Origin of the sequence: Paenibacillus chartarius (assembly GCF_042432825.1) — a bacterium.
In the GTDB taxonomy this organism is placed as follows: domain Bacteria; phylum Bacillota; class Bacilli; order Paenibacillales; family NBRC-103111; genus Gordoniibacillus; species Gordoniibacillus chartarius.
This window is the reverse complement of record NZ_JBHLWN010000014.1, coordinates 63,964-77,556: the sequence shown is the minus strand read 5'-3', so window position 1 is coordinate 77,556 and position 13,593 is coordinate 63,964. Positions and strand designations below refer to the sequence as shown.

The window sequence follows — 13,593 nt, the reverse complement described above, 5'->3', positions numbered from 1 at the left end:
AGATAAGGGTGGTTGAAAGCTTTGTCAGGTACCCAGGTTCTGATTGCATTTCTTCTGTATATTGTCCCGTCCATGTATTTTATGTATTTGACCGCCGACATCTACATGCGCAATAAGGACAGCTCCACGAACCGGTTCTTTGCCATACTGCTCATGTGCTTCGCCATTCAAAATGTGTTTCAATACTTGGCCTACATGCTGCCGCAAGACAGCGGCATCTTGATCTACCGATGGGGCACGTTTCCGATGTCCATCGTCACGCTCTATGTATCCGTTCGATTTTATTTGAAAGTAACCAAGCTTGAATGCAAAATTCCGAGGCCGCTCCTTCATGCATTCGGCTACGTTCCCTTTGTGCTGGTTTTCGTAGCGTCCGTGTTTACAGACTCGCTGATCCGCGGCGGGTATATGGATGGAGCCTGGGTTCGGCCCGTTAAGGGCTACGCCTATTATTATTACAACGTCTACATGCTGGTCATGTCTTTCGCCGGGATTGTGCTTCTTTCCATTGGTTTGAAGAGAGCGCAAACGGCCAAAGAGAAAGGTAAATTTCGTAAAATGCTTTATTTGGCGGCGGCCAGTATGGTCATCGGTTTCGTTACGGCCGCTGAAGCCGGACTCATTACCCATGTGAAGCACGGCGAAATTCCCGAGCTCGGGTTAATCGCCTCGATTTTCTGGGGCTGGTCGTTTCAGAGGGTTATGGCAAGCTACAACTTTTTCCCATATCAGCTTCAAATCTACGAAATGCTGCACAGGCATTCCACGTTCGGGATTGTGATTACGGATGCGGAGGGGTTCATTGTTCAGGCGAATCCGGCCGGCCAAGCCTTGCTGGATAACGCCGATGTTTTGCCTAAGGTGAACCGGATCACCGACATGTATCCCGAACCGATCCGCAAGCGGCGGCTGGAGGAATATAAGCTTCGCTACGAGCAGCGCAAGGTTGTCAAGACTCAGGAGGCCGAGATGCTGTGCAAGAACGGCGACTCTCTCATCTTGGAGTGGGAGAACGGCTTCCTTGATTTTGACGATCAACAGCTGCAAGTGATCATTATTCGCGACATAACGGAGCAGAAGGCGAATGAGAGGAAGGTCGCTTTCCTCGCCTACCACGATCCGCTTACCGGATTAGCCAATCGCGCGCGGATTTATGAACGGATTGAACAAGCGATCGGGCGGGTCCATGAACGAAAGCTGCCGATGTTCGCCGTGATGCTGATTGACCTGGATGATTTCAAATTAGTCAACGATAGGCTCGGGCATCACGCAGGAGACAGATTGCTCACTCACGTGGCCGATAAACTGCGAGGTGCCGTGACGGAGCGGGATACCGTCGCGCGGCTTGGAGGCGACGAATTCATCGTTCTGCTGACGAGCGCGTATTCGGAGGAAGCCGTACGGAATACGGCCGAGCGGATCATCGCCTCCTTCCAAAGCGAAGCCGTAAGGTTTCCTTCACAAGATATTTATATCTCATCGAGCATCGGCATCAGCAGCTGTCCCAGTGACGGACAAGAGGTAGATACGCTGCTGAAAGCGGCCGACATTGCCATGTACCATGCCAAGGGGAGCGGCAAAAATCGCTTCAAGCTGTTTGCCGCAGGAATGAAAGTAAATACTGCCGGAGACGCTTGAAGGCTCGTTGTTCATATTATCGTAAGCGGATCCGAAATGGCAGCGGCAGTCAGGGCTTGCACAAGTCCTGGACTGCCGCTATTTTTATGACCATTTCAACACTCATGTCAAATCACCTGACGCGGATGTTAGATAATATGGAATTGACATGCAATCAAACTTTTTGTGTGAAGTATATTGACACAAGTGAATATCGTCGTGTACAATGACGACATTACAACTGAATAACACCATGTTTTCTAGGGTTCCGCGGAACAATACCTTACATAGGTTGCCGGCTGGTCCGAGAGAAGACGCATACGCGATACGCAGCGTATGTACACGGAGGGAGAAAAGCCCGGGAGGATATCAGATCAAACCGATATCTTTCCGGGTTATTTTGCTACATCAGAAAGTATAAACAGTCGTTTATACTTGGCTGATTCCGCTACGGTAAACGCACTCGTCCGGAAGGACGGCGAAGCCGTTTATCCTTGGCATCACCAAACCGGGAGAGGATGGTTACCGATGAAAAGAACAAAGTGGGTCCCGATCGTATTGGCGGCAGCCGTCATGGCGGTTGTCGTGCTTGGCGGCTGCGGCAGGAATGCAGCGACGTCAAGCGCCGGAGCATCGTCCGGCAGCGGTTCGAATGAGCCGATTAAGCTCGCGCTAAGCCCGTGGCCGGGCTGGTTCGTGTGGTATCTGGTCAAGGAGAAAGGGTTTTTCGAGAAGGAAGGCGTCAAGGTTGACCTCGTATGGTTCCCGGTATACAGCGACTCCCTGTCGGCGCTGGCCGCAGGCAAAGTGGACGCCAACAGCCAGACGCTGTCCGATACGATCGCACCGGCTTCCAAAGGCATTAAGCTGAAAGCCGTGCTGGTCAACGACAATTCGAATGGCGGCGACGGGATCGTCGTCAAACCTGGCATCAGCTCCCTGCAGGAGCTGAAGGGCAAGAAGGTGGCTACGGAGCTGGGCACCGTCGACCATCTGCTGATGCTGACCGGCCTGCAGAAGGCAGGGCTTAAGGAATCGGATGTTAACTTTACGAACATGGCGGTCAATGACGCCGGTCCGGCGTTCATCTCCGGCAACCTCGACGCCGCCGTCCTGTGGGAGCCGTTCCTCAGCAAGGCGCTGGAGGAAGGCAAGGGCAAGCTGCTGTTCTCGTCGGCCGATACGCCTGGACTCATTCCGGATTTGCTTGTCTTTAAGGAAGATGTCGCGAAGAACCGTCCTGAAGACGTGAAGAAGATCATAAAAGCTTGGTTTGCCGCACTCGATTACTGGAAGGCCAATCCCGAGGAGTCGCTGGCGATCATGGCGAAGGCCGCGGAGACGCCGGTCGAGGACTACAAGAAGGGCGTCGGCAGCGTGAAAATATTCAGCCTCGACGACAACATAAAGGCGTTCGGTAAGCAGCAGGATTTGACATCGCTCAGCTACACCGGACAGAAGACGGCCGAGTTCCTGAAAAGCGTCGATATGATTTCGAAGCTGCCCGATTTGTCCAATGTGATCGACGGACATTTCGTCGAGGAAGTAGCGAAAGAAACGAGCGGCGGCGGCAAATGACATCATTTGGAGGAGATGGACATGAAGAAGCGTTCCCCGATCCTGAACATACGCACGGACATTAGCCGCACCACGTACTCCTTCGGCGTCGCCCTTACGTTCGTCATCGTACTTGGACTGTGGAGTGCGGCGAGCTGGGGCGGACTCGTGGAGGAAGCGTTCCTGCCGACACCGTATCAAGTGCTGCTGCAGCTCGGCAACCAGCTGGTCAGCGGCGACTTCTGGCATCACGTCGGGATGTCCGTCTACCGCGTAACCGCCGGCTTCCTGCTGGCGTGCTTGCTCGGCATTCCGCTCGGCATCGCCGCAGGCACGTTCAAATTCGCCGAGTCGCTCGTCATCCCGCAGTCCGAATTCATTCGCTATATGCCGGCTACGGCGTTCGTACCGCTTATTATGGTGTGGGCCGGCATCGGCGAGACGGCGAAAATTCTCGTCATTTTCCTCGGCTGCTTCTTTCAGATCATTCTGATGGTGGCGGACAACGTGCGCTCGGTTTCCGGCGATCTGCTGCAGGTATCGTACACGCTCGGCGCGAACCGCCGGCAGGCGATCGAGCGGGTGCTGCTCAGGGCGGTTATGCCGGATCTGATGAATACGATGCGGATGATGCTCGGCTGGGCGTGGACGTACCTCGTCGTCGCCGAGCTGGTGGCGGCGAGCTCCGGTCTCGGCTTCTCGATCATGAAGTCGCAGCGGTTTTTGAATACGGATGTGATTTTCGTAGGGATTATGGCGATCGGGCTGCTCGGCCTGTTGACGGATCGGGCGTTCGCCTTCTGTCACCGCCGGTTTTTCCCTTGGCTGGAAGGAGGCCGATAATATGCTGTCCGCCTTACGTAACGTTTACCCGGTTCCCGAGCCTGCGGAGCTGAAGATCAGCGACCGGGGCATCAGCAAAATATTCCGCAGCAAGCGCCGCGAGCTGCTCGCGCTCGACAACGTATCGTTCGAGGTGTACGACAATCAGTTCGTCTCCTTCGTCGGACCTTCGGGCTGCGGCAAATCGACGCTGCTGCGCATGATAGCGGGGCTCGACGAGCCGACGAGCGGCGAGCTGGAGATGCATGGCAAGCCGATCGAAGGACCGGGCGCCGACCGGGGTATGGTATTCCAAGCGTACACGCTGTTCCCCTGGCTGACCGTCCGCGAAAATATCGAGTTCGGCTTGACGCTCAAGAAGGTGCCGCTGTTCGAGAAGCGGGCGATCGCCGACCGGTTCATGGAGCTGGTCGGGCTTGCGAAGTTCGCCAAGGCGTACCCGAAGGAGCTGTCCGGCGGTATGAAGCAGCGTGTCGCAATCGCCAGAGCGCTGGCGTCCAACCCGGAAGTGCTGCTGATGGATGAGCCGTTCGGCGCGCTCGATCCGCAGACGAAGGAAGCGATGCAGAGGCTGCTGCTAACGATATGGGAGCAGGAGAAGACGACGATCGTCTTCATCACGCATGATATTGAAGAAGCGGTGTTCCTGTCGCAGAAGGTGTATGTCATGGACCCGAACCCGGGCCGCGTCCGCGCCGAATTCACGATTCCGGCCGAACTGAAGCAGCATCCGGACGGCCGCGACGCGGAGCCGTTCATGAAGCTGAAGCGGCAGATCGTGTCGCTGATCGGCCATCATCACGATTGACCGACAATTACATATCGGTAAAGCTGTCTAGGGTTCCGTTGGCCAAGGGCGTTATTGCCGGAAGGTCAAGACTGGTCCGAGAGACGGCGTATCGCCTGCGAGGCACCCTGGAGTGCGGCTCGCTGAGCGGTATAACACGGAAGGACAAAAGCCTGGGAGATCAAGAACGTTTGATTTTCCGGGCTATTCGACTTTTCAAGGAGGGTATTCGGATGAGCGGGACATGGAGCAAGACGGTGCCGGCGGGAGGCAAGTGGTCGGGACGGATCGGCAAGGGCAAGGAGCTGACGTTCACGGCGCTGGAGGCCGGTGCGAATATAGCGGTGCTGCTGTACAATGCGGCCGACCTGACGGAGCGGTACAATATGCCGGATACGCTGAAGGCGCAGTATACGGCGCATCTTACGACGGGCAACGTGCTGATGAGCGATAACGGACGCGTGCTGGCCAGCATTGTGGAAGACACGTTAGGCTGGCACGATCCGGTTGCGGGGCTGACGACGCGGGCGGCAACGGACGCGAAGTACGGGACGACGACGTATCAGGCGCAGCGCAACGAATGGTTCCGGAGCGGACTGGAAAATGTGACCGTCGAGCTCGTCCGAAACGGATTAGGGGCGCGGGATATCGTGCCTCCGGTGAACGTATTTTCCAAGGTGGTCGTGGAGGAGTCGGGCGCGCTTCGTTTCGTGGAAGGGCATTGTCCGGCGGGAGCAAGGCTGACGCTGCGTACGGAGATGGATGTTCTCGTCGTTGTGAGCAACACGCCGAATCCGCTGGATCCGCGTACGGCGTATCCGTCAGTGCCGGTTGAGCTCACTGTGCGGGAGGCCCGGCCGGTCGATGCGGAGAATGACGTATGCGTTAATCATCGTGGCGAGAACCGCCGGGCTTTCGAGAATACGTGGGACTACTATGCCCTTCTGTAGAAGGGGCTGACCTATATCGGAGGAGGAATCGGACATGACGCAATTCAGACGAGTGGAAAGCTCCCGGCGGGAAGAGGACGCGGTACTCGATGTAACGGTGCTCGCCGGCGACGGCTGGATGGGCGAGCTGAAGCCCGGGCAGGCGCTGCGGATCGTTGATCTTGAGGGGAATCAGGCGGCGGATACGCTGTTCTATGATGCCGACAAGCCGGAAGACCATTACAGTGCGGCGGCGACGATTGCCGGCCAAGGCAATCTGTATTTGACCGCTGGCTCCGTGCTGCGCACGGAGTCCGGCGAGGCGCTGCTGAAGATTACAGCCGACACGGTAGGCCGCCACGATACGGTCGGCGGCGCTTGCTCGGCGCAAAGCAACACGGTGCGGTATTCGCACGATACGCTGCCGATGCACAATTGCCGGGACACGTTCATGCTGCAGCTGGCGAAGTCCGGTTTGGAGCTCGGCAAGCGGGATTTGGCTCCGAACATCAACTTCTTCATGAACGTCCCGGTTACGCCGGAGGGCGATCTGACGTTTGCCGACGGCGTCTCCGCTCCGGGCTGTTATGTCGAGCTCGTGTCGATACGGCGGACGATAGCGCTGATCAGCAACTGTCCGCAGCTGAATAATCCGTGCAACGCCTACAATCCGACGCCGATCCGGGTGCTCGTCTGGGATCGGTAGGGCAGCGCCGTTAACGTACTACAGGGAGGGGTCCATATGTTTACGAAAATTTTGATTGCCAACCGGGGCGCCATCGCCTGCCGGATTGAACGCACGCTGCGCCGAATGGGCATCGCTTCCGTAGCGGTGTATACGCAGGCCGACCAGGACAGTCTGCATGTCGACGGCGCGGATGAGGCGGTGCTGATCGGCGAGGGTGCGGCGAAGGACAGTTATTTGAATGCAGAGCTGATTCTGCGGACGGCGGAGAAGATCGGTGCGCAGGCGATACATCCCGGTTACGGCTTTTTGAGCGAAAATGCCGACTTCGCCCGCGCCTGCCGCGAGCGCGGGATCGTCTTCATCGGACCGACGCCGGAGCAGATGGAAATGTTCGGGCTGAAGCATGCCGCCCGGGACATTGCCCAGCGCGCGGGAGTGCCGATGCTGCCGGGAACGCCGCTCATCGCGTCGCTGGACGAAGCTTTGGAGCAGGCGGAGAGGGTCGGCTATCCGGTTATATTGAAAAGCACCGCCGGAGGCGGCGGTATCGGCATGCGCGTTTGCGTGGACGAGGCGACTTTGCGCGGCGCCTACGAATCGGTGCGTCATCTTGCCGAAACGAATTTTAAGAACGGCGGCATGTTTCTGGAGAAATATATCGCCCGGGCCCGGCATGTGGAGGTGCAAATCTTCGGCAACCGGTTCGGCGAAGTTGTGGCGCTCGGCGAACGGGACTGCTCGGTGCAGCGGCGCAATCAGAAGGTGATTGAGGAAAGTCCGGCGCCGGATTTCCCGGCGGAGGTGCGGGAACGCATGCTGGCGGCGGCGCAGCGGCTGGCGGCGGAGGCCGGCTACCGCAGCGCGGGTACGGTCGAGTTTCTGTATGATGCGGCGACGCGGGAGTTTTATTTTCTCGAGGTGAATACGCGGCTTCAGGTGGAGCACGGAGTAACGGAGGAAGTGCTCGGCGTCGATCTCGTGGAATGGATGGTGCGCGAGGCAGCCGACGAGCTGCGGGGGCTGGCGGCGCTCGTGCCGGAGCCTTCCGGTCACAGCATGCAGGCGCGCATTTATGCCGAGGATTGCCTGCTGGGCTTCCGGCCGAGCGCCGGGCAGCTGGATCAAGTTCTGCTTCCTGAGGGGGTGAGAGTCGAGACGTGGGTGCGTGACGGCATGACGGTAACGACGTTATATGATCCGATGCTGGCGAAAATTATCGTGCACGGCCGCGACCGGGAGGAAGCTTCGGCGAAGCTGAGCGCGGCGCTGGAGGCGTCCCGCTTCTACGGGATTACGACGAATCTCAGCTACGTGCGGGCATTGCTGCAGGAGCCGGACTTTGTCAGCGGCGGCGTATTTACGCGCATGCTGGAGAAGTTCGCTCCGGGAGAACATGCGCTCGAAGTGCTCGACGGCGGCGTACAGACGACGGTGCAGGACGTTCCGGGGCGTACCGGCCTGTGGAATGTCGGCGTACCGCCGTGCGGACCGATGGATCCGTATGCATTCCGTATCGGCAACAAGCTCCTCGGGAACGATGACGGGGCAAGCGGGCTGGAGCTGACGCTGCGCGGAGGCGCCTACCGGTTTCGCGAGGCGATGTGGTTCTGCGTTACCGGCGCCGACATGAAGCCTGAGCTGGACGGTGCTGCGGTGCCGCTGTATAAGCCGGTGTATGCCGAACGGGGCGCGGTGCTGCAGTTCGGGGAAGCGGCGATCGGGATGCGCTCGTATTTGCTCGTGGCGGGAGGCTTCGATATGCCTCGCGTGCTGGGGAGCTCGGCGACGTTTACGCTGGGCGGCTTCGGCGGGCACGGAGGACGCGCTTTGCGGCCGGGAGATGTGCTCGGCGTGCGTCGTGGCGAAGTTGCAGGCGTAGGCGTAGGTGCAGGCGCAGGCGCAGGTGCAGGCGCAGGCGCAGGAGTAAGTGTAGGTGCAGGTGCAGGCGTAGGTGCAGGTGCAGGCGCAGGAGTAGGTCAGCCGACCGTGCTGGAAGGGTTGGCGGCTGAAGCGCGGCCGGAGCTGACCCGGGAGTGGACGATCGGCGTCGTGCCGGGGCCGCATTGCACAGGAGAGTTCTTGAAGCCGGAATATTTGGAGCAGCTCACTTCGGTCAGCTGGGAGGTTCATTTCAATTCGTCGCGCACCGGCGTGCGCCTGATCGGGCCCGCCCCGCTCTGGGCGCGCGAGGACGGAGGGGAAGCGGGACTGCATCCGTCGAACATCCACGACAATGCATATGCGATCGGGACTTTGGATTTGACCGGCGACATGCCGATCCTGCTCGGCCCGGACGGACCGAGCCTGGGCGGGTTCGTTTGCCCGGTGACGACGGCGACGGCGGAGCTGTGGAAGATCGGCCAGCTGCATGCAGGCGACAAGGTCAAGTTTCAGCTGCTGACGCTGGAGGAAGCGGAGGCGATGCGCCGCAGCATGGAGGCTCAGCTGGCGGCGATCGGCGAGGGGCGGCGCGAGTCTACAGGAAGGGTCGGTCTGCCGTTGGCTCATGCCGGCGCGCGCCTGACACCGGATTATCCGCTGCTCGCCGCCGAGTCCGAGGGGCGGCGCTTCCCGCTGACGGTACGCTGCTGCGGCGACAGCTACCTTCTTGTCGAGTACGGACCGATGGAGCTGGATCTGATGCTGCGCTTCCAGGTGCATGAGCTGATGCAGGCCATCGAGACCCGCAGCGACGAGCTTGCGGTGCTGGACTTGACGCCGGGAATACGCTCGCTGCAGGTGCATATCGATCCGGCACGGATGACGGTCAAGGAGATGTGCCGCCGGATCGTCGAGCTCGACCGGGAGCTGCCCGCGCTGGAGTCGGTTCGGGTGCAGTCTCGTATCGTTCACCTTCCGCTTTCATGGGACGATCCTGCAACACAGCTGGCCATCGAGCGCTACCAAGCGAACGTGCGCCCGGATGCTCCCTGGTGCCCGAGCAACCTCGAGTTTATCCGGCGGATCAACGGGCTGGACGGTATCGACGAGGTGAAGCGGATCGTATATGATGCGACGTATTTGGTGCTCGGCCTCGGCGACGTCTATTTAGGAGCGCCGGTGGCGACGCCGGTCGACCCTCGGCACCGGCTCGTGACGACGAAGTACAATCCGGCCCGGACATGGACGCCGGAGAACGCCGTCGGCATCGGCGGCGCGTATATGTGCGTGTACGGCATGGAAGGGCCGGGCGGCTATCAGTTCGTCGGCCGGACCGTGCAGATGTGGAATAAGCTGCGCTCGACGGCCAGCTTCGTTCCGGGGAAGCCGTGGCTCTTGCGTTTTTTTGACCAGATCCGGTTCTACGAGGTCGGAGCGGAGGAGCTGCTGACGTTACGCGAGGATTTCGTGCGCGGACGCTTTGACGTCAAGATTGAGGAAACGACGTTTGATTTAGGCGAATATTTGGCGTTCCTTGCTTCCATTGAGGGAGACAGCGCCGATTTCCGCGACATGCAGCGATCGGCATTCCAAGCGGAGCGGGAAAGCTGGAAGGCGCTCGGGCTGGCGGAATACGTATCGGTGCATGAGTCAGGGACGGAAGCATCCGAGGAGGAGCTGCCGGAAGGGGCCGCTGCGGTAAGATGCAACATGCCGGGAAGCGTTTGGAAAGTGCTTGTCGAGCCGGGGCAGCGGGTCGTGAAGGGCGAGGCGCTGCTTATCGTCGAAAGTATGAAAATGGAATTCCCGCAGCACGCACCGTGCGACGGCGTCATAGAGGCGGTGTTCGTCGCGCCGGGCGACGAGGTGCATGCGGGACGGCTGCTCGCGGGACTAACCGCAGCGGAAGCGAAGGAGGCGATGGCGGGATGACTTGGACGATCAGCGGGCTGCGCGAGCAATACCGGCAGGGGACAATTACGCCGGCGGAAATCGTCGCCGATATCGTGCGGCGGGCGGAAGCCGATAAGGATATGAACATTTGGATCACGCCGCCTGCGCCGGACCGGATTCAGCCGTATGTGGACGCTTTGGCGCTAATGGATCCGGACCAGGCGCCGCTTTGGGGGATTCCGTTCGCCGTCAAGGACAACATTGATGTGGCGGGGATGCCGACGACGGCCGCATGTCCGGACTACGCTTACGTGCCGGATACGCATGCGACGGTCGTCGACCGGCTCGTCGCAGCAGGAGCGATACCGGTCGGGAAGGCGAACCTCGACCAGTTCGCGACCGGTCTGGTCGGCACGCGCAGCCCGTACGGCGAGACGCATAACGGCTTGCGCCCGGAGCTGATCAGCGGCGGCTCCTCTTCGGGCTCCGCCGTTGCCGTAGCGCGCGGCCATGCGGCGTTCGCGCTCGGGACCGACACCGCCGGCTCCGGAAGGGTGCCGGCGGCGCTGCACGGGCTTGTCGGCTACAAGCCCGCCGTCGGCGCATGGCCGGTACGAGGCGTCGTCCCGGCCTGCGCCAGCCTCGATTGCGTGACGGCGTTCACGCATACGCTGGCCGACGCGCTGACCGTCGACGCGGTCGTGCGCGGAGCCGATGCGCTGGACCCGTGGTCCCGCGCATCGGCTGCGCCGGCGGCGGCCCTGCCGGCTCGCGTGCTGCTGCCCCGCGAGCCGCTCTCCTTCTACGGCCCTTGGGCGAATGACTACGAGCGGGCGTGGCAGACGGCGGCGAAGCGTTGGGAGCGTCAAGGCATTCAAGTAGAGTATATCGATACGGAATTCCTTCGTGAGGCGGCGGCTCTGCTGTATGAGGGTCCTTGGGTTGCAGAGCGCTGGGCGCAGCTGGGCGAATTCATCGAATCGCATCCCGGCACGGCGTTTCCGGTAACGGAGCGCATCCTGCGCTCCGGCTCCGCGGCAGCGGGCTCCGGATATGATGCCGCTTCCGTCTTTCAGGCAATTCACCGGCTGCAAGCGCTGAAGCTGGAAGCGAAGAAGCTGCTGCAGGATGCCGTGCTCGTGCTGCCGACATGCGGAGGTACATGGACGCGTGAACAGGTGCGTACAGCCCCGATCGAAACGAACCGCGACATGGGGCGGTATACGAACCACTGCAATTTGCTGGACCTCGGCGCTATCGCCGTACCGGCCGGCGAAGCGGCGGCGGAGCTGCCGTTCGGCGTCACGCTGTTCGCACTTGCCGAGAACGAAGGCATGCTGGCCGGGGCGGCGGCCCAGTGGACAGGAGAAACAGGGGGGGTTGCGGAAACAGCCTCTGTGACAGCATCGTCAGACCGTAATGCTGTATCCGCCCAGGCGACCACACTGGTTGCGGTATGCGGACTGCACATGAGAGGCTTTCCGCTGGAGAAGCAGATGCTCGGGTACGGGGCACGCTTCGTCCGCGAAACGGTCACGGCTCCGGTGTATCAGCTGGTGAAGCTGCCCACCGAGCCGGCGAAGCCGGGGATGATCAAGCGCCTCTCGGGCGGTGCGGCCATCGCTCTTGAAGTATGGGAGATGCCGCTCGAATCGTTCGGCGGCTTCGTCGCTTCGATCCCGGCTCCGCTCGGCATCGGCAAGGTCGAGCTGGCCGACGGCACGGCGGTCCCCGGCTTCGTATGCGAGGCTTATGCCGCCCAAGGGGCCGCGGACATCAGCGCTTACGGCGGCTGGAGACAGGTTCCTGCCGCTAACTAGCCGATCCGTAAGTCACACTTATTAGGTAGAGACGCAGCTCGATGATTTACTCAAAGCTGCGTCTTTTTCTATATATAGTCAAACTTCTCAGCCTCACGACACGAATCGATGGCGTGGTGCTTCTCCTGATCGCTACTAGAGGAGCGGCAAGTCGTTATTTCCACGAAAAACGTCATGTTGGCGGGGATAGCGGTTTTTGAAGGTGTTATTTTGGCATACATTCATCAATCTACTCGAAAAGGGCCGCATCGCGTCAACATAGCACCTTGAAAATCCGCTATTCCGGAACTTGTCGCACCAAACCCGGAATTAATGCCCTGACAGTCCGCAATTTAGCAACTCTTTACGGCCTCCCCATCCTCCGAACGGCTTTTCCCGTCCGAGGGAGGGCTTGTTCGTTCATGCAGCGCTATTAAGCGCCGGTACCTCCGGGTCCCAGCCGAATGGGCAATGTTCCGCTATTCAAACTGCACGTTAATGCTCACAATCTCAGACCTCGTACCGATCCGAATCGGCGGTCCCCAGAAGCCGAAGCCCGATGTAACGATCGAGTGCAGCTGTTCCTTTTTCACGTAGCCCCAATCATTTTCGTAGATCGCATCCGTAATCAGGTTGCCGGGAAACACTTGCCCGCGGTGCGTATGCCCCGACACCATCAGGTCGACGCCCGCCTGCTGCGCGATGTCCAGCTCATAGGGCTGGTGCTCCAGCAAAATGACCGGCTTCGCACCATCGACGCCCTGCATGAGTACATTCAGCGGCATCCGCCCGCGGTCGCTTCGGTCTTTGCGCCCGATCAGCGTCAGCTGGTCCTGCACCGTAACCGTTTCATCGTAAAGAACGTTGATACCGCTGCTCTCCAGCGTTTCGATCAATTGCCGCATCGTGCCTTTATGCTTATCATGATTGCCCAGCGTGGCATACACGCCGTACGGTGCTTGAAGCCCGGCCAATATCCGGTCGATCTTCTGGTTGATAAACGGCTGAATATCGTCGTCGAACATATCCCCCGGCAGCAGGATGAGATCCGGCTTCAGCGCATTCATTTCCTTCACAAGCCGCTCGGCGTGATCTTTACCCGACAGCAGGCCGAAATGCGTATCCGCCGCCATCGCAATGCGTAATGAAGGGAGCGATGATGCGCCTCTCTCCACCTTGATCTCGTATGAGCTGACGACAGGACTGTAGGCGTTGTACGAGCCGTAGGCAAGTAACGCAACGAGCAGCGCCAGCGTCGCAACCCCTGCCCACACTTGCGTTCCGCGCCGCGGCAGCCGGGTGAAGCGCAGCAAAATAACCGTTACATGCGCAACGGGCACTAGAAGCAGCAGCAAATAAAAAACAGCCATCCAATAAGCGCCGATCATACCGAGGATCTTGGATTCCCATATGCGGCCGGTAATGAACGAGCTCGCGGCCAGCGCAACGACGATGATATAGAGGGTCTTAAACCGCCGCGTTGCCGCCCCCGGGCGGAGCCAGCGATACCCGCGCCAGCCGATATAATAGACCAGCCCGCCATAAATGAGCAGCGCAATAATTGCGATTGCTAGGAACATGTCCATTCTCCTGACTCTG

At 59.8% G+C, this 13,593-nt stretch carries 9 protein-coding genes and 2 riboswitches; of the genes, 8 read left to right on the top strand and 1 reads right to left on the bottom strand.

Annotated features, from left to right (window positions below):
• The first annotated feature begins 21 nt into the window (after positions 1–21).
• The 8 genes from ACFFK0_RS02295 (at position 22) to atzF (ending at position 12,015) form a co-directional block, all read left to right on the top strand.
• A complete protein-coding gene (locus tag ACFFK0_RS02295) occupies positions 22–1,638 on the top strand; it encodes a diguanylate cyclase domain-containing protein (RefSeq protein WP_377468256.1) in 1,617 nt (538 codons plus the stop codon).
• A gap of 228 nt (positions 1,639–1,866) precedes the next feature.
• A riboswitch (guanidine-I (ykkC/yxkD leader) is annotated at positions 1,867–1,984 on the top strand.
• Between the two features lie 161 nt (positions 1,985–2,145).
• Positions 2,146–3,195 carry an ABC transporter substrate-binding protein gene (locus ACFFK0_RS02290; RefSeq protein WP_377468254.1) on the top strand — a complete coding sequence of 350 codons (1,050 nt, stop codon included), beginning with the start codon at positions 2,146–2,148 and terminating at the stop codon, positions 3,193–3,195.
• Between the two features lie 21 nt (positions 3,196–3,216).
• Positions 3,217–4,017 carry an ABC transporter permease gene (locus ACFFK0_RS02285; protein WP_377468252.1) on the top strand — a complete coding sequence of 267 codons (801 nt, stop codon included), beginning with the start codon at positions 3,217–3,219 and terminating at the stop codon, positions 4,015–4,017.
• A gap of 1 nt (position 4,018) precedes the next feature.
• A complete protein-coding gene (locus ACFFK0_RS02280; protein ID WP_377468250.1) occupies positions 4,019–4,825 on the top strand; it encodes an ABC transporter ATP-binding protein in 807 nt (268 codons plus the stop codon).
• Between the two features lie 16 nt (positions 4,826–4,841).
• Positions 4,842–4,986, top strand: a riboswitch (guanidine-I (ykkC/yxkD leader).
• A 51-nt stretch (positions 4,987–5,037) separates the two neighbouring features.
• Positions 5,038–5,754, top strand: a complete 717-nt coding sequence (locus ACFFK0_RS02275) for an urea amidolyase associated protein UAAP1 (protein WP_377468248.1) — start codon at positions 5,038–5,040, stop codon at positions 5,752–5,754.
• 34 nt (positions 5,755–5,788) lie between these two features.
• Positions 5,789–6,439 (top strand): urea amidolyase associated protein UAAP2, encoded by a 651-nt coding sequence (locus tag ACFFK0_RS02270; protein ID WP_377468246.1) that lies wholly within the window; start codon positions 5,789–5,791, stop codon positions 6,437–6,439.
• A 36-nt stretch (positions 6,440–6,475) separates the two neighbouring features.
• Positions 6,476–10,234 carry an urea carboxylase gene (gene uca / locus ACFFK0_RS02265; RefSeq protein WP_377468244.1) on the top strand — a complete coding sequence of 1,253 codons (3,759 nt, stop codon included), beginning with the start codon at positions 6,476–6,478 and terminating at the stop codon, positions 10,232–10,234.
• Positions 10,231–12,015, top strand: a complete 1,785-nt coding sequence (gene atzF, locus ACFFK0_RS02260; protein WP_377468242.1) for an allophanate hydrolase — start codon at positions 10,231–10,233, stop codon at positions 12,013–12,015. Before uca ends, atzF begins: the two co-directional genes overlap by 4 nt.
• A gap of 458 nt (positions 12,016–12,473) precedes the next feature.
• On the opposite strand, the gene ACFFK0_RS02255 is transcribed toward atzF, so the two are convergent.
• Positions 12,474–13,574: a metallophosphoesterase gene (locus ACFFK0_RS02255; protein ID WP_377468240.1), complete on the bottom strand. Its 1,101-nt coding sequence runs from the start codon at positions 13,572–13,574 to the stop codon at positions 12,474–12,476.
• Positions 13,575–13,593 lie beyond the last annotated feature (19 nt).

Coding starts and splice junctions, on each gene's coding strand:
- ACFFK0_RS02290 (WP_377468254.1), top strand. CDS start 2,146: ATGAAAAGAACAAAGTGGGTCCCGATCGTATTGGCGGCAGCCGTCATG.
- ACFFK0_RS02285 (WP_377468252.1), top strand. CDS start 3,217: ATGAAGAAGCGTTCCCCGATCCTGAACATACGCACGGACATTAGCCGC.
- ACFFK0_RS02280 (WP_377468250.1), top strand. CDS start 4,019: ATGCTGTCCGCCTTACGTAACGTTTACCCGGTTCCCGAGCCTGCGGAG.
- ACFFK0_RS02275 (WP_377468248.1), top strand. CDS start 5,038: ATGAGCGGGACATGGAGCAAGACGGTGCCGGCGGGAGGCAAGTGGTCG.
- ACFFK0_RS02270 (WP_377468246.1), top strand. CDS start 5,789: ATGACGCAATTCAGACGAGTGGAAAGCTCCCGGCGGGAAGAGGACGCG.
- uca (WP_377468244.1), top strand. CDS start 6,476: ATGTTTACGAAAATTTTGATTGCCAACCGGGGCGCCATCGCCTGCCGG.
- atzF (WP_377468242.1), top strand. CDS start 10,231: ATGACTTGGACGATCAGCGGGCTGCGCGAGCAATACCGGCAGGGGACA.
- ACFFK0_RS02255 (WP_377468240.1), bottom strand. CDS start 13,574: ATGTTCCTAGCAATCGCAATTATTGCGCTGCTCATTTATGGCGGGCTG.